A 19,647-nucleotide genomic window follows, 5' to 3' on the forward strand; every position below is an offset into this window, starting at 1 on the left:
CCTCCTGCAATTTATGATTTACTTATCAAGATCTGTTGATTGCGCTCTTTTAAACGGTATCTTAATTGGGATAGTTGCGAAGCAATACGTTCACTATTTACCAATTCCCCTGCTTCGTACTGATTTGCAAGTTCACTGTTCATCAATTCAATGTCCATCAAGATCTGGCGGTCATTTTTCTCAAGGGAATCCGGTGTGATCGGGTCACTATACTTCACCAGTTCAATTAATGATTGAACGGTTTTCCGCTCCTCTTCCACAGTTAGAACGGGATGTTGCATCATGGTGTGAAGCAATTGCTGTAACGCTTTTTCGATTAAATGTAAATCTTCGATTTTAGTATGTTCATTTGCTTCATGACTTCGCAGACTGTGAATGTAGATCATAATGATTCCACATAAAATAGTTGCGATCGCAAACGTTACCGTATGCAACAATACAAACCAGCGAAGCGCATGATCTGCTGAACCTGTCAACAACGTATAGATCATCACACAAATCAAATAACTAACCAACACTACACCTAACGCTGTGTAACCTGGAACAAACCGTTTAAACCGATCCATATTTTGCATGATGAACCGTGCGTAGATCCAAATAGCCGTAATGGCTACATAAGAAGCCACGAGGTTCATCCAAAAAGATAACGATAGTAGCGCATGATTAAACAAAGTAAAAGAAACGATTGTCGATACGAGCATGCATATTAAATAGATGACATCCAAAATCAGGAGATTGCTACGTTTTACCATCACTATGCCTGTCCTCCTTCTTGCAGATTGTTTCCGCAATCAAGACAGAACTTCTGGCCGGGTTTTACTTCATGTTGACACCGACTGCATTTCAAGCTTAAACTTGTGCCACAGTTGCCACAGAATTTGGTATGACCGGAATTCATATGGTTACAGTTCGGGCATGGGCTAGGCATCGGTTGATGACATTGGATACATTCCAATGCGTCCTCAGCATTATCCGCTCCACAGGATGGACACGCATGGTATTTGTCACCACAGTTAGGACAGAATTTGGTTCCTTTTGGCAAAGCATGTCCACAATTATTACAATCTGTTGTTACTGCGGATTTTTCGGCTAATGAATTGCCGCATTTGCTGCAAAAAGAGCTGTTCTCCTGGTTCGGATGATTACACTGTTTACATATGCTTACCGCAGGCGTCTCCTTAGTCGACATCACTTTAGACATCTGGGACATCTCGCTACTGAAAGAACCTCCCAGTCCAACCCCCATACCCATACCAAGTCCTGCGCCCATGATGTCTGACTGCATGCTTCCTTCATTTTTGGCTGCACCTTCCAGCGTATCAAACGAACGTTCTTGCTGATATGTGTACCCAATAATATCCATCTCAGCTTTGCGCGCCAACGCTTCTCTTAATCGAATAACGGAAGGATCTTCTTCGGGCAGATTGACGTTGTGAATATACAGGTTGATCAGCTCAATACCAAACTCTTCGAAAGTAGAAGCTATTGTGTCTGCGAAATGCCTTGAAATCTCGGCGATATAGGCATTGATCTCCAAAACACTAACTTTTCTATGTATTAGATAGGATGACAACATCGAGTTAATATTCATGATAATTAGCCCGCGGAAGTAATTAATCATATTAGCTTGGTTAAACTCAGGCAGTGTGCCCACAAGCTTGACCAAAAACTTTCGTGAATCCGAAATTTTAATTCCCATTTGTCCAAATGTTCTTACGGGAACTATAATATTATACTTGGGATCCTGGATCTGAATCGGATTCGCTGTTCCCCATTTAACGTCTAATGCGCTAACCTGATTGACATACCAGACTTCTGCTGCAAAAGGTGACTTTCCTCCAAACGGAAGGTTAACGAGTCGGTTCAAGATCGGGATATTCGCAGTACTCAGCGTATGCCTTCCTGGTCCAAACATGTCAAGCGCTCTTCCATCCTTAAAAAGAATCGCTTGTTGAGATTGATTCACAATCAACTGGGTCCATGTTCCCAACTCAGTCTCGGGATGTTTCCAAGCAAACACATCAGGTGAGCCATCATACTTAATTACGTCAATAATCGCCATGTTCAATTCCTCAATTCAGTATTAGATTACTATAATTTGATAAAAACACTCTTGCTAAAACACTGATTCTACACTATTTCCTATATTAAAAAGCTATAATGATCTTTCATTAACTTGTTTTCATGTTTAGGCATTGATATTTTACCATTTCTAACCTTATTACGCACTAGCATAGTTCATTTTTCATACGAAAATTTTCCTATATTAACATGTTCATAATAGTAAAGAACCTCTTCCATTATGATCATAGGAAAGAGGTTCATGGAATTCTCGTGTTACTCCATCTAATTCAGGATATCCTCTATAGCTGTATCTGGATTTAACATGAACTCTTCAAAGGTAGCTATCGTTCCATGTTCTTGATGTTCAATATCCGCATATCCCATCATTTTTTTGCTCGGATTCCAGACAATCAGGATATGTGAGTATTGATCGATATCCGAGGAAATACGCAGTAGCTTCTGTCTGCCCATTTTCATCTCTACGGTATCGATCAGATGAAAGAATTCTATATATCGGATGCCTGATTCACTATCTGGCAAGTCTATTCTTCTGGGTCCACTAGTTAGAAAATCAATAAGTTGCTGGGGAAGTTTATAAGACTTTAATGCATGCAATTTGTTGCTCATATCATGAAATTCTTGAGGTTCATGCCCATTTAGGTATTCAGCCATTTCTTCATTTTTCTGACTCACTGCGATCGTGTACGCTCGCTCTCCATCCTTCTCCTGAATGGTCACATCTGCTCCCTGGTCCACCAGATATCGAACCATCTTCATGTTATTAAGTCTTGCAGCTACCGTGAGAGGTGTCGCCTTATACGGGTATACCATATCCGGTTCATTGTAATTGACATCCACTCCTTGATCCAGCAAGTACTGAATTGTCTTCATATCGTGATCAGCTACCGCTTTGCGCAACGTTTTGCCTCCATATTTACGAATATCCAACCCCAGTTCATTCAGCACGGTTATATTCTTTTTGTTACCATAGTAGGCTTCATCATATGCACTGGATTTGACCCGATTAAGTCCATTTAACTTGGCACCTTGCTGGTACAGGTATCGCACCATTTCTTCTCCACAATATCTAACTGCCTTCAGGATCGCCGAATTATTTTTGACATTCAGATTAACTCCATGCTCGACCAACAACTTAACCACTTCCAGCTGATTGCAGATTAAGGCAAGGTCGAGTGGCGTTAATGCTATGTATTTGCTGAGTGTGATCTCTTCTTCAAGACCCATGCCCTGTTTAATGAATTGTTCTACAGCATCGGTGTCTCCATCATATATTGCCCTGGCATGATCAGGAAGCGTTTCGAACGATCCTTGATTTCCGATTTTGAACAAAGGTGTACCCTCCTAATGTTTAATTACTTTTACATTACGATCAGCCTTGTTTTCATACTCCTAGCTATCAGTATACCTGCAACAATTTGAATAATTAATGACAGAACAGACAATCTCCAATCAAGAAGTATCAAAAGAGAAGAAAACATCATGCTGAGTTTAAGAGATGATTCTAATTTCCCTCTAATATATAACTCACCATTCTTCCAGACTACAACAACCGCGAATAAAAACATTACACTTAGCGATGTTGTTACAAAACTAGTTCCTAAAAATAATCTGTTCCATACACTGTTCTCTAATAAGGCAAGCAATAGGAACCCTATAGTAACAAAGAACAACAAAAAAATAAGTAAAATGGGTTTCAAGGGTCTGTATAAACGAAGAATGGAATCAAAATCATCGCCCGAAACATCTTGAGATTCTATTTTATTTCTTTGGCTATCTAACTTCCTAATTTCAATTTTCATAAAACTCATAATCGTTACTAGGTTGGCAACATCTTGCCTAGTGTAATACTCTCTTATCAAAGCGCGTATATCTTCGGAAAAGTAAGAACTACACTCACCAAATTTATCGTATAAGTTCTGAAGCACTCCTACGTTGGCGGGTTGAGCTAAAATACTAGCTATGGCAGCCTCAACTTTAATGTATGAATCCATCCGCTTCTGAATCCTCGCCAGTTTATTTTGATTATCTCTTTCAATCATGACTTTAAACTCTTTATAAAGCCAGATAATAGCTGTACAAACAATAGTGGTAACGATTGAAAATTCAGGATTTGCCTTAAAATAAGTCAGTAACTGTTGAAGCATGATATACCACCCTTACTTCTGAAATATACTACTCACATGATGAACTCGCAGCTTTTACAAGCTGATTTTTCAAGCAAAACATTTACGCTTGTTGAGCCCTACCTCGGGAGTATGCTAAGATAATGGACACCCATTTCTACAAAATTCAAAATTCTATTACAAATCAACCGTACAGAAAGGACACTATGAATCCTTCATTACTTTCATCCAAGTTACAACAGATCATTCCACCGCTGGATCTGCGAAGCTGCCTCGTCAGTGTACGCGGTGAGCTTATGTACGAACACTACCGCAACCAAGAGGCTGCGACCGATATTGCAAAAATCAATTCCTGTACCAAGAGTGTGCTATCCGCACTCATCTGTATAGCGATGGATAAAGGCTTGTTGCCAGAGGCATCAGCCCCAATCTCTACCTTTTTCCCACAGTTGACATCCGATCCTGACCCGCGTAAGCCAGCAATTACACTGGAACAACTGCTCACCATGACAGCCGGATTCAACTGGGATGAGTTCGGCGGGCAGAATTCATTTCCTCGCATGACCCGCACCGATCATTGGGTGGATTTTGCGTTGGAACAACGGTTAAGTCATGTACCAGGTACACATATGGAGTACAATTCAGGAGTATCACAGATTCTATCCGCCATTCTGATGCAAAATGCAGGCATGAACTTCGCCGCGTTCGCAGAACGTTATCTTTTTGACCCGCTTGAAATTAAGGACTATGAATGGGAAAGTGACCCCCAAGGTGTACACACCGGCGGATTCGGTCTTAAGATGTTACCCGTAGATCTGCTAAAATTCGGTCAGCTGTTTCTACAGCAAGGGATGTGGGAAGGCGAGTCTCTCATTTCCAGTCATCTCGTTACCCGTTCAACGCAGCCATTCATTACAGTCAGCCCACCTAATTACGGCAGTTATGCTTGGCATTGGTGGGTCGATGTCTATCCGAATGAAAGGTCTGTTGCTGAAGATATTGCTGCTGAAAACGACAGACCCAATCTCCATTATTATTACGCACGAGGATTTGGTGGTCAGTATGTATATATTGTGCCTGAGCTGGAACTTGTTACGGTGTTAACCAATGACAAACGAAAGAAAGAGAAACCTCCGCTGGATGTTTTCCCTCGTTTAATCGCTCCTGAACTATGGAAAATGCTATAAATGCAGGCCGCTCTTGTATGTTGTTCGACCCATGGTCAGACCAATGAACCCCCAACCTATGAAGGCTTAACCAGCCCATAGGTTGAGGGTTATTTGTCATGCCAAAGCTTCTTCTACGGCAACCGTGATTGGATACGGACCAGACTCTTGATTCGAGAGCACAACCAGTTGTAGATCATAGTCTGGATACACGGAAGACATGAACGACACCCCTGGATCAAACCCCATGACATGAAATTTGAAAATCCCTTCCCCCTTGCGGTCAATCCAGATCCCCTGCCCATAATACTCTTCATCCTCTTGATGAGCATGTGGAGTTAATAACTGCCGTGTTGTCTCAGCATTCAACAATTGGTGACCCCGCAAAGCATCCCAAAATCGAACCATATCCGGCGCTGTAACATAGGCTCCACCATCTGATCCACCTTTGACAGGAATGGAGAACATATTGGTGTTCCAGGAGCCATCTTCATGATCGATATACCCTAAAGCCGTGTTACGCGGAAGCTGATCTGTTACGAAATAACCGGAGTCCTTCATGCCACACGGTTTGAAAATGTGCTCTTCCACATAATCTGTAAACGACAGTCCTGAATGTTGTTCCACAATAAGCCCCAGCACAATGAAACCCGCATTGTTGTAGTGAAAACGTTCACCCGGAGCAGACTTCATCGGCAGCTGCTGAAACATGGGCAGAAAGTCACTTAATCGCCGCATCGCGTAGACGGGTCTCTCTTTCCACAATTCCGAAAAGTCTTCCATCACTTCTTCATCGAAATAATCTGGAATACCCGACGTATGTGTTAACAATTGATGAATGGTAATTCCTTCGTCCCACTGCGGAAATTCCACATTCAACACATCCGTAAGCTTGGAATCAGCAGATAACTTACCCGCTTCAATGAGCTGGCATATACTCACTGCCGTGAAGATCTTACATCCTGATGCAATACCGAACCGTGTATCCACCTGATTGGCAAGCTCTTCACTGCGATTCGCATGACCACGTTTCATATTCAAAAGGGTTTTCCCGCCTTGTTGGAGTAATACAACACCCGAAAAATTCACGCGTTCCATGACTTCTTCTACCTTTGTTGTCAGCTCTAATACATTCAACATTTTGTTGTTCACCTACTTGTCTATGTATTCATTACATTCTCATTCTTAATTCTTCGTTATATCATCCTGCATACCTGCCAAATTTCCATAAAAAAGAAGAGTTACCCCCTATAAAAGGAAATATCCCTTCTTCATACAAGGTAAGACTAAGTTGAACAAAGTATACCCAAATGCTGTTCAATCACTTGTTCCACTCGTTTTATACCTTGGAATTCCTGCACTACTCTTCATATCACGGAGAGACCTCGTATTTATCAGATAATATAGTGTGGCATAGATTGTGATGATAAACGTGCCAAAGAACAGGCAAAATGCAAGAGACGGGCGGCTTACACTTTCGTGCATCAGCTCAATCAGCGTCTCGCGATTCGTCAGTGCATCCCAGCTATTCAGTCGATATACACGTCCAAGCAATACTCCATAACTTCCCAAAGCACAGCCTGCGAGTACAAAGATCCAAGATGCCCAGCGTCCGATTCGGTGATAGATCACTTCCTGAAGCTGATACATGGACAAGAAGCCAAGCAGGAGCCCCGTCCAGACAAACATTAAAACAACACTCAAGTCGTACCAATAGGTGTAGTCCACTCCATTTCCACCATAATACCGGGAACTTCTCGCTGTCAGATGAACCAAATCCGTAACAATGTAAGAAGAGTTGGGGAAAAATAATAACCACAGCAGCCCACTTGCGACTGCAAGCCATGCGGCACCTTTCCATTTCACATCAGATAGCAGATAGGATGCATAGGAGAACACAAAAGGAATCCAGCCCAAAAACAGATTCCAGATCAGGAAGCGGAAATAACGCTGATCCAGCCAATCTGCGGTTACATAGTACAAGCCCAGCGTTACGGCTGTGACCATACAAAGGAAAATAAATATGCGAATATAGTTCAGTTTTCTCAATGATTCTGACCTCACTTGATAAGATTTCATTTCATTGCCGAAAAGCGATGAATTCTTCCTTATTCTTTTCAACACGTAAATTCAATCCACAGTTATCCTAATACACCCCAATCGGTCTCCTTCAACTTAATCTCGATCAAACCTGTTCCTATTTGTGCTTACGCTTTTATCCATACGTATTACATAATTTCACTACTCTCCAAGCATACTAGAATCATACCATTTACCAAAGGAGAATCAAATTACCAATGAATCCAAATTCGATGAACCCTCAAAATGCAATGCAGCACAGCTTGAATACAAATCCAAATATCAGCCCTAACATGAATCATGGCGGTCATGAGATGTTCGATGTACACGAGATTTTGTCCTCCACCATTAACGTGCTGGATCAATATATGATCTTCCGTTCATTCGTGCAAAGCCAGGAACTGATTGGCATTCTGGACCGGCAGTATAACTTCATTTTATCCCAGTACAATCTGACAGCAGAGTGTTTTGCATCCGGACAGAAGCCTCATCAAGAGACGGCAACCTACATGATCCCCAACATCGTACCGCCAGTATATGGCCTTAAGCCATCAGCACCGAAAAAGCCAAACCAGAGCCTGGCTGATGTTAAGGATGCCGGGATTAGCGGTCATATGCTTGGACTCATTAAATCACATGCGAGTCTGCTCGGCATGTCCTGCAGCGAGATCACGAACGGAACGGTTCGCCGTGTCATCGCTTCACAGATCCAGCATTTTATCGAAATGGCTTATGAAATTTTCATGTTCCAGAATAAAAACGCCTATTATCAAGTGCCTCAACTCACTGCAAGTGATACACAACAGATGCTTCAGGCATATATCCCAGCAACCGGAGCACCTCAGATGCCTAACAGCAATAAACCACTTCATTAAGTTAGAACATAAAGTCTGAAGACCCAGAACAGTCTCTTCAACCCATTTGGGTTTTAGGGGCTGTTTTTTGCTTATTTACAATCATTTTCCTACTGAGGACTCTTGATTCGGTTACCAGAAACTGGTTTAATCAATGACAAACCCGTACTTAGTCAACTTACGGATCATACATATAGAATACCGTGAAATGCCGTTATACGAGAATTCAAATGGCTTTTTCTTATTTATAGGGAGGTATACGAATGGGATGGAAGCAACCTGCTAAACTTGGTTTACTGGCTATGGCTCTCGGCTGTACTGCCATCGGCTCAACACTTGTGACCTCAACAACACTGGCTGCACCCGTTTCCGCTTCCAAAGCGGTGTATCATCAATTCCAAACGTATCGAACGGAAGCAGCGAAATCCACAGCAAGTGTGGCTAAAGCACGTAAATACCTGATGAATCATATCGACAAAGTCGGTCCTTGGCAGGCAACATTAATGACGCTGCAACTGGAGAATATGCAGAATATGAAGCTGGCGGATATGGATCACCAAATGTATACGGAACAGTTTCAACAAGCCCTATCTCAAGCCCATGAACAACTTGGTTACGAACAGAAGCTTACATATAGTCGTCTGCTGCAAGAAATTAAAGATCCGACAGTGAGGAAGGTTCTGCAAGAAGCATCTGATCTCGGATTCAAACTGGAAACCAGTGAAGGCTTGTATTACCCTATCATCAATTATGAGATCTACCAAAAGTTCAAACCGTTTGTTAAGGCTGATATCGCTGCATACATCGACATTATGGCTACCGAATCCAATCAAATGACGACTGCAGATGCTGGCATTATCATCTCTTGGAATGAATTAATTCAGCGTATATTGGAGAAAGAGGCCTTTCTGAACAACTTCCCGAATTCCAATCGCACCTCAACAGTGAAGCAGTGGTTATTTGTAGAATATCTCTTTTACGGAAGTGACAACACGCCTGTATATGATTGGTACACGGATGAAGAAATCCGCACCATGGACCCTGAGGTGAAAAAAGCTTACGAGAAAGCTTTGGCTAAGCGGGAGCCCAATACGGAGAGTGTTCTTCTCGATACCATGGAAAAGATTTTGCAGGTTCTGAATCAGAACAATGATGAGCTTACACCTGAAGTCCGAGCAATCATTGAACCTGTTCAACAACAATTTGCCCTTGATTAACCCGGATCGAGAAAAGCCAAATACAAATGCAGAAAAGCGGCACACCTTCTGAACGAGGTTGCCGCCTTTTTGCATTACATACCACACCTTACGTTTGGATCAAAGAGATGAAGTGTCAATTGATGTAAGTTTGTTCGGATTAACGACGAGATAAATGCCCTCAATCCGCTCTCCTGAAGGGTCCAACCCCAAACAGAGCACCTCGGACAATTGTCCTTCTTTCATCAATGCAAGTTGAAGTTCACCATTCATCCACATCGGTACCCATTCTCTTTCACGCAATCGCGTAAGGACCCGCCGTGAGGTCAGAAGGGCAAGCACGCCTTTGTGAACGCTCATCGTTCTCATCACAGTATGCACAACGCCACCGCCGTCTGCTGTAAATACAGGCTGATCTGCCAGTAACTCGAGCATCGCAGCGACATCATAACGAAGGAAAGCCGTTGTAAAACGGCTGATTAATTCACCCTTCGCTATCATATCGGCATCACTCTGCTCGATTGGTGGAAGTTTTTCAGGCAAGTTCCGTCTGGCTCGGCTAAAGATTTGACGGCAGTTACTCTCCGTTTTGCCCAGCCAATCCGCTATTTCAGAATAGTCATACCGGAAAGCTTCACGAAGTACAAAAACAGCCCGTTCAACAGGCGAGAGCCGCTCCAACATGACCAGATAGGCATAGGAAATCATCTCTTTCTTCTGCATCGTTTCCTCTGGTATGTTTCCCGCCTTACTGTCTGCTATCGGTTCCGGAAGCCACTCTCCAACATAATTCTCCCTCTGGTTGCGGGCAGAATTGAGCAGGTTCAAACTTCGGTTCACCACGAGTCTGGCGATATAAGACTTCGGATTACGAATATCTTGAGTAGCATTGCTCTGAATCCCCGCAAAACAATCTTGAACCATATCTTCAGCTTCTACCACACTGCCAAGCATGCGATAAGCGATTGAAAATGCATAATTTTTATACCGTATATACAGCTCACCAACATCCAGAGAAGACACTTCTGGTTCATTGGCGTGAAGATTGGAATTCATAAGAATGGCCTCCTCTGGCATGGTGCATGTATTTTAGTTAAAGCAGCCCGGATACATCCCTGTTGTAATCGCAATCCGGTTCCAGTTGTTAATCGTGTTAATGGCCAGGATCAGATCCACCAGTTCGGCTTCACTGAAATGTTCACGAACCTTATCGTACAACGCAAGGGGTACACCATGTTCCGAGATACGGGTCACCGCCTCAGCCAGCTCCAGCATAACACGTTCTTGATCCGTGAAGAAAGACACTTCACGCCACACACTCAGCAATAGAATATGATCCGCATAATCACCCAGTTTCATTAGATCTTTGGCATGCATATCTAGACAAAAGGCACAGCCATTGATCTGGGACACACGGATTTTTAACAACTCATACAATACTTTATTTTCGAATTGCCCGGATATATACTGCTCCATCGCCATCATCGCTTTAAAAGCGCCTGGACTCACTGCTCTGTAGTTGGTTCTTAAATTCATTTCATTCGCCTCCATCATTTGGTTTACATACTGTAGACAAACGACGGCCGGGATCTGTGACATACTTTACGAAAATCTTTTTATTCCCACAAGAATGGTTGCTCAACTAACAGATATTACAATGAGATTCTAACAAAACATCTCCATACAGCCATCCATCAGTTAAAGAAATAACATGCCTAGAAGTTGTTTCCTCCCCCTACAGATAACATCTGATGTAAAGTAAACTCCAAAATTTCCGTGTTCGTGTACGGTTTTTGCTGTACCGTTTGTGATTTCAACCAAAAATAGGTTGGATATATTGATACTTTGACTATAAGAGTAGTAACATACGGCTAATAAAGTTAACTTTTCTAACATAATAAAGAGAAATGTTTATTCATATTGGTAAGGAGTGTTTTTACTATGATAACTTCCAACGCAAACCCTAATACGTCCGAATTGCCTAGAGGTTGTACATTCACCGCTGAAGACTGGCATGTATTATCACAATATTGGTATCCGGTAGCACAAGCTACCGAAGTAACAGACAAACCACTTGCTGCTCAATTACTCGATGTGAAGCTGGTTCTCTATCGTAGTAATGATCAGGTTGTCGTAGCCAAGGATCTTTGTTTCCACCGCGGGGCCCCACTTAGCAAAGGCTGGGTAGAAAATGGTGAGATTGTCTGCCCTTATCACGGCTTCCGTTATAATTGTGAGGGTAAATGTACCGCAGTACCTGCACACCCAAGCTCCAAGATCTCGCCTAAGCTCAAACTTATTGTGTATCCCGCAGTTGAACGTTATGGTTTAATCTGGACCACTTTGGCGGGAACGGAAGAACAGATCCCCTCCTTCCCTGGATGGGATGATCCGGAATATATCAATATTTTGCCACCCAACTTTGATATTGCCGGTTCTTCTGGGCGACAAATGGAGGGATTCCTCGATGTATCCCATTTTGCCTATGTGCATACGGAAACGTTTGGTGACAAAAACAACACAGAAGTCCCTCAATACAAAGTGAAACGTGAAGGTAATGAGTTACTGGCCGAGTATTGGAGTACGGTGAGCAACTATGGCAAAGGGCAAGATCTTGTTGCTCCAGAAGGTTTCCAATGGTTGCGTGAGTTTCGGGTATTCCCGCCTTTTGCGGCTTCGCTGACGGTACATTTCCCAGGAGACGACAAGCTGAATATTCTGAATTGTGCTTCGCCGATCTCTGCTCGGTATACCCGTCTATTCTGTCCAATCACACGCAACTTTGACAAAGACGCTCCTATTGAAGACACAATCAAGTTTAATTTGCAGGTATTCGAAGAAGATCGCGAGATGGTCGAGTCACAGAAACCGGAGGATCTGCCCCTTGATCTGCATGCCGAGGCCCACATTCCCGCTGACCGTACTTCAATTGCTTATCGGCAATTACTAACGGAAATTGGTTTGGGACGAAATTACACATCGTAAGTAGGTGTCTCAGATTCTTTAGACTTCTGGGCACGCTTTTAATCCTTGATTAAGACGCCTACGATTCGTTAGCGCCTCATGCTTAGCTCTAAACACGGCTTTCCGCAAGTATAAAGACACCCTTAATCAAGAAAAAAGAAGCGTTCGCCAAGGAAACGCTTCTTTTTCTATACCTTATTTAACTGAAGTACCTATGTGTACTATATAAACTTTGCTTAATAAACCGTCATCTTCCCTCTTGATTATTCGTATTCACAGGAAGCTCTCTATAATACGGACAACCCGGTTCGTGGATGATACGTGGATCGACCCAAGTACCCCAGTATGGAAGACGGTTTACGTAAGGTTGCATATTGGGCTGAGTATTTGGCGGCATGTTTGGTTGCATGTTGGGCTGTGCATTGGGCTGCATGTTTGGTTGTACATTAGGCATTACGTACGGCTGATGATTCACATTCGGAGCACTGTTAGAGATAGGGGCAGTGGACGTCATACAATCTGCCGGCGGGCCAATAATCACTGTTTTTTGAATGGGGGCCAGCGCTTCTTGAACTCTTTTCTCGTCCAGACAGTACGTATAAGCCAGAAGTTTGGCAGGTGTAAGTCGCAAGATGTCTGAACCAAATATCGCTTCAGGCACGGGTGCATCGAAGATCGCCAGTAAATGCGTATGATCTGCAGTAGCCACTTCATAATGCCACCAGCCTTGAGGTACATTCGCCACTTGCCCCGGAGTAATTGGGAAATGAAGCAACTCATTGGTGAACGGATTGATGAGGGACACAACGGCAGAACCGCTGATGCAATATACCAGTTCGGTCGCATTCTGATGAATATGTGGTTCAACCACATTGCCTGTGTTAAGGAAAATATCCAGTAAGGAAGTATTGCCCAGTGTGTTTAACTGGTTGATGGAGAGAGAGTTAATATAGTTGTCCTCATCCTTCTTGAATAACGGATTGTTGCTTAAATCGTAAGTAAATTGGGTGGTTGGTAAAGTATAATCCATGGTTGAGGTTGCCAAAATAAAACGCCTGCCCTTCGCTCTCGGTTTAGGTCATAACCTATATATCAGCTTATGCCCAGTGCCCAGAGACGTGAGCCCATTTCTGCCAAGTTTTTATCGCATAACAAATATCCCTGACTCGGATACACGGAGCAGGGATATTTGGCTATTATAATTCTTTTTCGTCGGAGATGTCCTCCCAACTGATCCCTAATGGAGTGCTTTCCAGATTTACACTCTGAAGCCATGTCATCCGCTTGACTATGTCCGGCATTCCTTCGATTAAACTATTCGTTATACTCAGATACCGCAGTTTCTTCAACTGCTCCAGTTCGGGTGGGATTTCACGAATGCCAGAGTAACTTATATCCAGACTCACAAGTTCACTCAATTCGCCAATCTCGGCTGGAATATGTTTCAGACCCAGATCCGACTTCTCCTTCGGCTTCCACCCGGTAGGAACATGATAAGAACTACCGCAATAAATTCTAAGCTCTCGAAGTTGTTTCAATTTTCCAATGTCTTGGTGAATGCCTTCCAAATCCGCTGTCATGATCTCCAATTCTTCCAATGATGTCAGTTCAAAAAGGGCTGGAGGAAGCGTATATACATCCTGCTCAAAAATCGTCAAACGTTTCAAATGTGTCAATTCCCGAATTCGTTCCGGAATCTCTTTCAAGAAATGTGAACTAATATTCAGCACATCAGTCTGATGCCTGATGGCATCGTCCAACAGTCGATGAATATCTCTCTGACGATCTAACTCGAAGAACAAGCCTGGAATACGCTCCATTAGCTCAATTGCTTCTTCTTGTGTAATGTGCATGCCATACATATGCTCATGAGCAACCGTGTAGAAGTAATCGCTCCCATCCTCTTTCAGAAAACAAAGATCATCCGGCAATGACGGATATAACCAGTCATGAAAGCGATTGGCTTCCTCTTTAAGGACCTGCCCGGAATCAGGCGTGCACCGATATATGTAATAGATGCCCTCTGAGTACATCGCGCCGCTTAGCATCATCATTTCTTCCATCGTACTCTTTTCAATCAGATACGGCTCAAGTCTTTGTAACACTTTGGCAACCCGCTCAGGTGTATCTCCCTCAACATACTTTCGGTCAACCAGCATAAAACGATCTGTCTTCTCGATCAATTCGTCAATCAACAGTTCATAGGCAGTTCCACTTGGATCGGTGTGAAAAGCTACAACTACCATAGGTTCCCCCTCATGACTCTATATTGATTAATCTTCAATCTGCTGTATCATCTGGAACCACTGTGGCATAGGCTGATATCATCAATCCAGTTATTGGAGGCTTGTTACATGGCATACGGCCCTGGTTCAGTATCATCCCCGCAACCTGCGGGTTATCCTTACCCTTATTATCCGCCACCACCACCGCCACCCTACCCTTACCCTTATCCCTATCCATACCCGCCCATCGTTCCTGTTCCACTGCCATTTCCGATCGGTGGTCCTTGGTGGCATGGTGGCTATCCCGGCGGTGGTTACCCCGGTGGACACCCTGGTCATTACCCAGGAGGTGTCTATCCCGGTGGACCTCACGGCGGTCCAGGCGGTCCAGGTGGACACGGAGGACCTCCAGGCGGAGGATTTCACGGACATCGTTTTTTTCAGTGGTAAACATGTGACTCATTCAAAGTCCAGGTTCAGATCAGATGAAGAAGCTGCTTCAGCAGCTTCTTTATTCATCTAGAGCTATCCTCTAATCGTTTGGACTTAATACGTGATCTCATCCATCACCTTCAGATTTCGGTTCGACATGCTGAGGAGATCCGTGAAGGTAGGCGTTAGATAATAGACAAAATCAGGATCATGCACGTACATAATAATCTGCCCATACGTCCCCTCTTCCGTTGGATCGAAATCGAGCATCAGATATAATGAACCTCCTGCGATCGTTGCAAATGGAATCCATGGTTTATGGAACAGATATGGCTTGATCTCCGGGTCCAACTGGCTGATCTCTTCCGCAGAATAATACTCTTCCAGCCTCTCATCCACTTCACAGAAATATTGTTTGGTCTCTCGAATCTCTTCCAATGACATCAGATAAAATGGCGTACAATGCCCAGCCTCAGCATCACCCGGGTACAGCACATGCAACCCGTAGCCACTGCCATCTTTGCCTTTGTAAAAAGCACGAAAATCAGCAGGCAATCTAATTCCATACTCCTTTTCGAACAAATCAAGACTTTCTTCGTATGCCCCATCCCGATGCTGATACTCTTCAAACAATTGGCGAATCTCTTGATCCTGTATTTTTTCATCAAGCAATCGATTCAGCTCGTCCATAAGTACGTTTAATGTTACATTCGACTCCGGTTTCACTAGGCCTCCCCTTTCTTAGCTACGCCATTCCCTTCTTGCACATATTGATGATATTCCCAGAATGCTTCTTCCTCTCCACCACCCTCGATCAGGATCATGACTGCGTAAGATAACAAATTAAGCCATTGTTCCATCAACACTACCTGCTCGTCCGAGATGAGATTGTTTCTGCGGAGCATGCCCTCGGGTTCAACAGCCCAGGCACGTGCCATGTGAGTAATTCCCCATAGACAAGCCATGACTTCCCGATCCAGTGTAGGCCGCGCAAGTTCTGGTGCCAGAACCCGTAATATCTCCATCAATTCATGAAAATTCTCCTCAATCAAATGTCCGCGAAAGGGACGCAGACTGCCAGTAAAACCGTTCTGCATCTTGGGATGACTCAGATCATCATAGGAAAAAGCATGACATTTTAATAACATTACAGCCTCTTCACGTTCCATACATTCACCCCTAACCAGCTCATCATGCTACCTCACCAGCGCAGAGGTTCTTCTCCACGCCACAATACATACCGCTCTAACTCACGTAGTGTACCTGTGCCGATCCCATACTCGTCCATCTCGTTGGAATGAAGATTGAGCACATGCAACATGCCACCATAGGTACCTACTGCCAACTTGGACTGCTCAGGGGATACAGCCAGAGAATAGATCGTACTGCCCACAAAATGACGCCATACTTCCTCACCCTCGCCATTCACACAGTACAGGTAACCATATGCATCTCCAAGCACCATGCCCGCCTCTATTTCCACTGCCGCATACACACGTGCATTCTCATCCATGACTGGCCAGTCTTCCTTCGTTTCGTTACCTGGTATATCTTCCAGCGGAACCTGTATCGTGACCCCATTATAGAAATGACATGCGTTAAACCACACGCTCTGCTTAGCACTCATGAATGCGGCATAATGAGGGTAACTCGATTCCGGATAGAGGGAGTAAGTTTTGTTCACCTGACGGTCCATCACCATATGATTGCTCCCTTGGCTACCATAGGCAATCCATCGGCCATCCCGAGATACCGCTGCATGTCCCATATCTATTTGTGTATCCTCTAACTCATACTCTTCGATCTCTGCCAGATCGGGATGAAGCAAGGTCACCTCAGCTTGTGTGACCAGATATATCCCATATCGTGATTGTATGAGTAGTGCTCTGCCTGCATCCATAGGGATAAGTCCCTCAAGTGTCCGTTCGGGATGCTCACAGTCCGCAAGCGATTCGATCCGAGGAAAGGAAGACTGTATCCGGGCTTGAATATCCTCCCAACGATATGTTGCCAACTCCTGTCCTTCCAACCTGCGATCAGGCTGACGAATGACACAAATCCCATCCGTTCCTGCAAGCGCATAGTCCAATCCGTCTGATGAACACCCTGCAAAAGTATACGAAGAAATCAACTGACATCCGTGCTGATCCATCGTATAGACCTGACCCTTCTCCGTGAAGATACCCGTATTACATACACACGTTTCTTCGTTCAAATAACCTGCAACATTCACCGCTTGCATGGAAGCCTGAAAGGCTTCGCTCAATGGCCATGTTGCTGCTGGCAATTCACGTCGGAGTACCTCTAGGTCACCTTGGAGATTGGCCTGTCTCACCATATGGAACACTTTAGCACTCATCGCGCTTCTGGAGTCTCCCTCCAGATCGGATTCATCTGGTTGCTCTCCCTCCATGCTTCTCCGTACAAATGTATTGACATCCCTTGCATAACGCTTACCTTCATTGCGCCATTGTTCCGCGATGTCTTCCTTTAACCAACTCATCTGTTCCCCTCCACCCTAACCTATTCATATGCCGTGCAATGATGTGCTTGCAAAAACAGACTGATATCGTTATCTGTAGCCTCTTCAGTACCGCTTTTTTCTTCATAAAACAAGGCAACTTCTCTCCCAGTTGCATAGTTAAAACGTACATATCCGCCCATTGACGCCATAAACAGCTTGCACATGTATTCATTCTCCAACACAGCGTCCCACTCGTATTCCGTTTTACACTTCTCCACCAGAGCCTTCATTGAAATTCCCTGTTCCAGACCTGTAAAGTGGTAAAACGTATGTTTCCGCAGCTCATTCCACGGTTCATAGTATCGAGGCATTATCGGTGTATCCTGATGGTAATACCCACAATAGATCCGATCCAGCGTTTTGCCAAATTCAGTCTCCGAACATGTCCATAAGGTGATATTCTCATCATGACGCGGTAGCCATAACAGCCCCTCAACTTCCGGATGAACAGCAAGGAAATCTCCATCTACAGAACTGCCGATGGTAATGCACTGCTCAAGTTGATGCTGACTTATAGGCGATTCATCCGTATGTATCCAAAAATCATATTCAACAAAAGGCTTCAACACTTCCGGGTCCGGTCTTTGCACATTCATCCAGCCCGTGTATGTGCCTTCCCCATATTGTTCAATCCAGTTACAGTATGACAAAGGTAGTGAGATGGCATGCTGTTGTTCAAAGTGATCCAGTTCCTCTGCTGGAACCGGCTTAAGTGCACGGGATACGATATACATTGTTTTGGCATCTCCCATCTCAATTTGGTTCATTCGTTACATATCTAAGCCAGTTCTTCCTGTACAATGTCAGTCCAGACCCCTTTACGATTCAGAATACGAATGGCAAAGGCATCATATCCATCACGTTTGACCTGAGCAAAATGCATGCGCTCTCCCGTAATCAGTTCATATGCACCATTTTCATCTACATCTTCGCCGAACTCTTCATCCCAAGGCACATTGTAGTAGGCCGTCAATTCCACTTCAAAGATGTCCTCTCCTTCAACATCCAGATAAGGGCGAAGAGGTCTGTCACGTAGTGTTTCTTCCGAATAGTTCTCACATAACATGGCATCATATCCGTGCTTGGCGGCATCAATGAGCAGGTAACGTTCGCCTGTGACGGTATGCTCCGCATATACAAGAAGCGGTGTCGAATCATGCCAGGTAATCAGATCATCTTCCGTCAAGTCACCATAATAAAAAATATGGAATTTATCATGACCATCACTCGTTAGAAGCTTGCCTTTCCACTCCACTTCCTCGGACTTAACGTCCTCTTCTTTTCTTGTCAAACCTTCCAGATATACAGGTCCGTGTTGTACACCATACTCATTCATCATCTCGCCTCCGATTTGTTCATTCGAATAGTAACTACTTTGTGCTCCTCATCCACCGTCAGTTTCACATCGATGTTTAGCTTGTCACGGAATAGCGCCGTAATATTGATATAAGGATCGCGAGCAGCTTCGCTGCCACTCCCACTGGTACGGCTCATTCCCTGATGAATTATGGACTTCACCAATTCGTTATCCGCTTTGCCAGTATTATCGTAGGTATAGACGATCTGCCCATCCTGATCATACAGATTTAAGACCGTTGAGAAGTCATTGGCATTCTCGTACTTTCTCTCGGTCTGCACGTAGTTATGGTCCGTATGTTCATAGTTCACAGTACCATCCAGATATGGATTGTCCCCACCGGGCTTCACTTCATACTCCCGATAGGCCAGATTAAACAGGTATTGGATATGACTCATATCAATCCGGTAATAAAACTGACGGTTATCCTCTTGTTTATCCATCGCTGCAAAACTGTTAATCAGCGGCCAGGCTGCATAGGACTTGCCATTCACATCAACCGCGAGAGCATAGTCAGATAAAACTGTCTGTTTTTGAAATACACCATAAGTCTGTAAAATAAAATAAGCTGGAATCATCAACATACCCAGAATGATTGCAAAAATAGTTAATTTCAATCGTAGTTTCATGTTTTACTCTCCC

At 43.9% G+C, this 19,647-nt stretch carries 21 protein-coding genes; 5 read left to right on the forward strand and 16 right to left on the reverse strand.

All coding sequences use genetic code 11. From position 1 onward, the window contains the following. Window positions 1-11: 11 nt before the first annotated feature. The 4 genes from NLBNIHML_RS05495 to NLBNIHML_RS05510 form a co-directional block, all read right to left on the reverse strand. Complete coding sequence (locus NLBNIHML_RS05495) at window positions 12-755, reverse strand: hypothetical protein (protein ID WP_494353971.1); 744 nt, start codon at window positions 753-755, stop codon at window positions 12-14. Then, the gene (locus NLBNIHML_RS05500) at window positions 755-2,062 is read right to left on the reverse strand and encodes an SPFH domain-containing protein (RefSeq protein ID WP_339256014.1); all 1,308 of its coding nucleotides are present in this window, start codon (window positions 2,060-2,062) and stop codon (window positions 755-757) included. Before NLBNIHML_RS05500 ends, NLBNIHML_RS05495 begins: the two co-directional genes overlap by 1 nt. 284 nt (window positions 2,063-2,346) lie before the next feature. Further along, window positions 2,347-3,414, reverse strand: a complete 1,068-nt coding sequence (locus NLBNIHML_RS05505) for an ankyrin repeat domain-containing protein (RefSeq protein WP_494353972.1) — start codon at window positions 3,412-3,414, stop codon at window positions 2,347-2,349. Window positions 3,415-3,443: 29 nt separating this feature from the next. Further along, the gene (locus NLBNIHML_RS05510) at window positions 3,444-4,229 is read right to left on the reverse strand and encodes a hypothetical protein (protein WP_494353973.1); all 786 of its coding nucleotides are present in this window, start codon (window positions 4,227-4,229) and stop codon (window positions 3,444-3,446) included. A gap of 185 nt (window positions 4,230-4,414) precedes the next feature. Between NLBNIHML_RS05510 and NLBNIHML_RS05515 the strand changes: the two genes are divergently transcribed. Then, window positions 4,415-5,395, forward strand: a complete 981-nt coding sequence (locus NLBNIHML_RS05515; RefSeq protein WP_494353974.1) for a serine hydrolase domain-containing protein — start codon at window positions 4,415-4,417, stop codon at window positions 5,393-5,395. Window positions 5,396-5,491: 96 nt separating this feature from the next. Here NLBNIHML_RS05515 and NLBNIHML_RS05520 read toward each other — a convergent pair whose 3' ends face one another. Next, window positions 5,492-6,514 (reverse strand): serine hydrolase domain-containing protein, encoded by a 1,023-nt coding sequence (locus tag NLBNIHML_RS05520; protein WP_494353975.1) that lies wholly within the window; start codon window positions 6,512-6,514, stop codon window positions 5,492-5,494. Window positions 6,515-6,691: 177 nt separating this feature from the next. After that, window positions 6,692-7,423 (reverse strand): DUF1361 domain-containing protein, encoded by a 732-nt coding sequence (locus NLBNIHML_RS05525; protein ID WP_494353976.1) that lies wholly within the window; start codon window positions 7,421-7,423, stop codon window positions 6,692-6,694. Between the two features lie 263 nt (window positions 7,424-7,686). On the opposite strand from NLBNIHML_RS05525, the gene NLBNIHML_RS05530 reads away from it, so the two are divergent. Further along, entirely contained in the window at window positions 7,687-8,328 is a 642-nt protein-coding gene (locus NLBNIHML_RS05530; protein WP_445252976.1) for a spore coat protein, read from the forward strand. 242 nt (window positions 8,329-8,570) lie between these two features. Continuing rightward, window positions 8,571-9,524: a hypothetical protein gene (locus NLBNIHML_RS05535; RefSeq protein WP_494353977.1), complete on the forward strand. Its 954-nt coding sequence runs from the start codon at window positions 8,571-8,573 to the stop codon at window positions 9,522-9,524. 99 nt (window positions 9,525-9,623) lie between these two features. Here the strand turns inward: NLBNIHML_RS05535 and NLBNIHML_RS05540 are convergent, their stop codons facing one another. Beyond that, complete coding sequence (locus NLBNIHML_RS05540; RefSeq protein ID WP_494353978.1) at window positions 9,624-10,559, reverse strand: sigma-70 family RNA polymerase sigma factor; 936 nt, start codon at window positions 10,557-10,559, stop codon at window positions 9,624-9,626. A 33-nt stretch (window positions 10,560-10,592) separates the two neighbouring features. Beyond that, entirely contained in the window at window positions 10,593-11,039 is a 447-nt protein-coding gene (locus NLBNIHML_RS05545) for a carboxymuconolactone decarboxylase family protein (protein ID WP_339256030.1), read from the reverse strand. A gap of 405 nt (window positions 11,040-11,444) precedes the next feature. Between NLBNIHML_RS05545 and NLBNIHML_RS05550 the strand changes: the two genes are divergently transcribed. Next, window positions 11,445-12,488, forward strand: coding sequence for a Rieske 2Fe-2S domain-containing protein (locus NLBNIHML_RS05550; RefSeq protein ID WP_339256032.1), 1,044 nt, complete (start codon window positions 11,445-11,447; stop codon window positions 12,486-12,488). Window positions 12,489-12,714: 226 nt separating this feature from the next. Here NLBNIHML_RS05550 and NLBNIHML_RS05555 read toward each other — a convergent pair whose 3' ends face one another. Then, window positions 12,715-13,512, reverse strand: a complete 798-nt coding sequence (locus NLBNIHML_RS05555; protein ID WP_494353979.1) for a cupin domain-containing protein — start codon at window positions 13,510-13,512, stop codon at window positions 12,715-12,717. Between the two features lie 151 nt (window positions 13,513-13,663). Beyond that, window positions 13,664-14,713 (reverse strand): leucine-rich repeat domain-containing protein, encoded by a 1,050-nt coding sequence (locus NLBNIHML_RS05560; RefSeq protein WP_494353980.1) that lies wholly within the window; start codon window positions 14,711-14,713, stop codon window positions 13,664-13,666. A 108-nt stretch (window positions 14,714-14,821) separates the two neighbouring features. Between NLBNIHML_RS05560 and NLBNIHML_RS05565 the strand changes: the two genes are divergently transcribed. Continuing rightward, window positions 14,822-15,142 carry a hypothetical protein gene (locus NLBNIHML_RS05565; RefSeq protein WP_494353981.1) on the forward strand — a complete coding sequence of 107 codons (321 nt, stop codon included), beginning with the start codon at window positions 14,822-14,824 and terminating at the stop codon, window positions 15,140-15,142. Window positions 15,143-15,238: 96 nt separating this feature from the next. Here NLBNIHML_RS05565 and NLBNIHML_RS05570 read toward each other — a convergent pair whose 3' ends face one another. Genes NLBNIHML_RS05570 through NLBNIHML_RS05595 form a run of 6 tightly spaced genes read right to left on the reverse strand, consistent with a single transcriptional unit; the run spans window position 15,239 to window position 19,634 of the window. Further along, entirely contained in the window at window positions 15,239-15,850 is a 612-nt protein-coding gene (locus tag NLBNIHML_RS05570; RefSeq protein ID WP_494353982.1) for an SMI1/KNR4 family protein, read from the reverse strand. Continuing rightward, complete coding sequence (locus tag NLBNIHML_RS05575; protein ID WP_342570492.1) at window positions 15,850-16,293, reverse strand: hypothetical protein; 444 nt, start codon at window positions 16,291-16,293, stop codon at window positions 15,850-15,852. The genes NLBNIHML_RS05570 and NLBNIHML_RS05575 overlap by 1 nt, the downstream gene beginning before the upstream one ends. Window positions 16,294-16,325: 32 nt before the next feature. Next, window positions 16,326-17,627: a hypothetical protein gene (locus tag NLBNIHML_RS05580; RefSeq protein WP_494353983.1), complete on the reverse strand. Its 1,302-nt coding sequence runs from the start codon at window positions 17,625-17,627 to the stop codon at window positions 16,326-16,328. Between the two features lie 20 nt (window positions 17,628-17,647). Continuing rightward, the gene (locus NLBNIHML_RS05585; protein ID WP_494353984.1) at window positions 17,648-18,382 is read right to left on the reverse strand and encodes a hypothetical protein; all 735 of its coding nucleotides are present in this window, start codon (window positions 18,380-18,382) and stop codon (window positions 17,648-17,650) included. Window positions 18,383-18,426: 44 nt separating this feature from the next. Next, entirely contained in the window at window positions 18,427-18,987 is a 561-nt protein-coding gene (locus tag NLBNIHML_RS05590) for a hypothetical protein (protein ID WP_494353985.1), read from the reverse strand. After that, window positions 18,984-19,634 (reverse strand): hypothetical protein, encoded by a 651-nt coding sequence (locus NLBNIHML_RS05595; RefSeq protein ID WP_339234959.1) that lies wholly within the window; start codon window positions 19,632-19,634, stop codon window positions 18,984-18,986. Before NLBNIHML_RS05595 ends, NLBNIHML_RS05590 begins: the two co-directional genes overlap by 4 nt. Window positions 19,635-19,647 lie beyond the last annotated feature (13 nt).

It is taken from the genome of Paenibacillus sp. JNU01, from assembly GCF_059130585.1.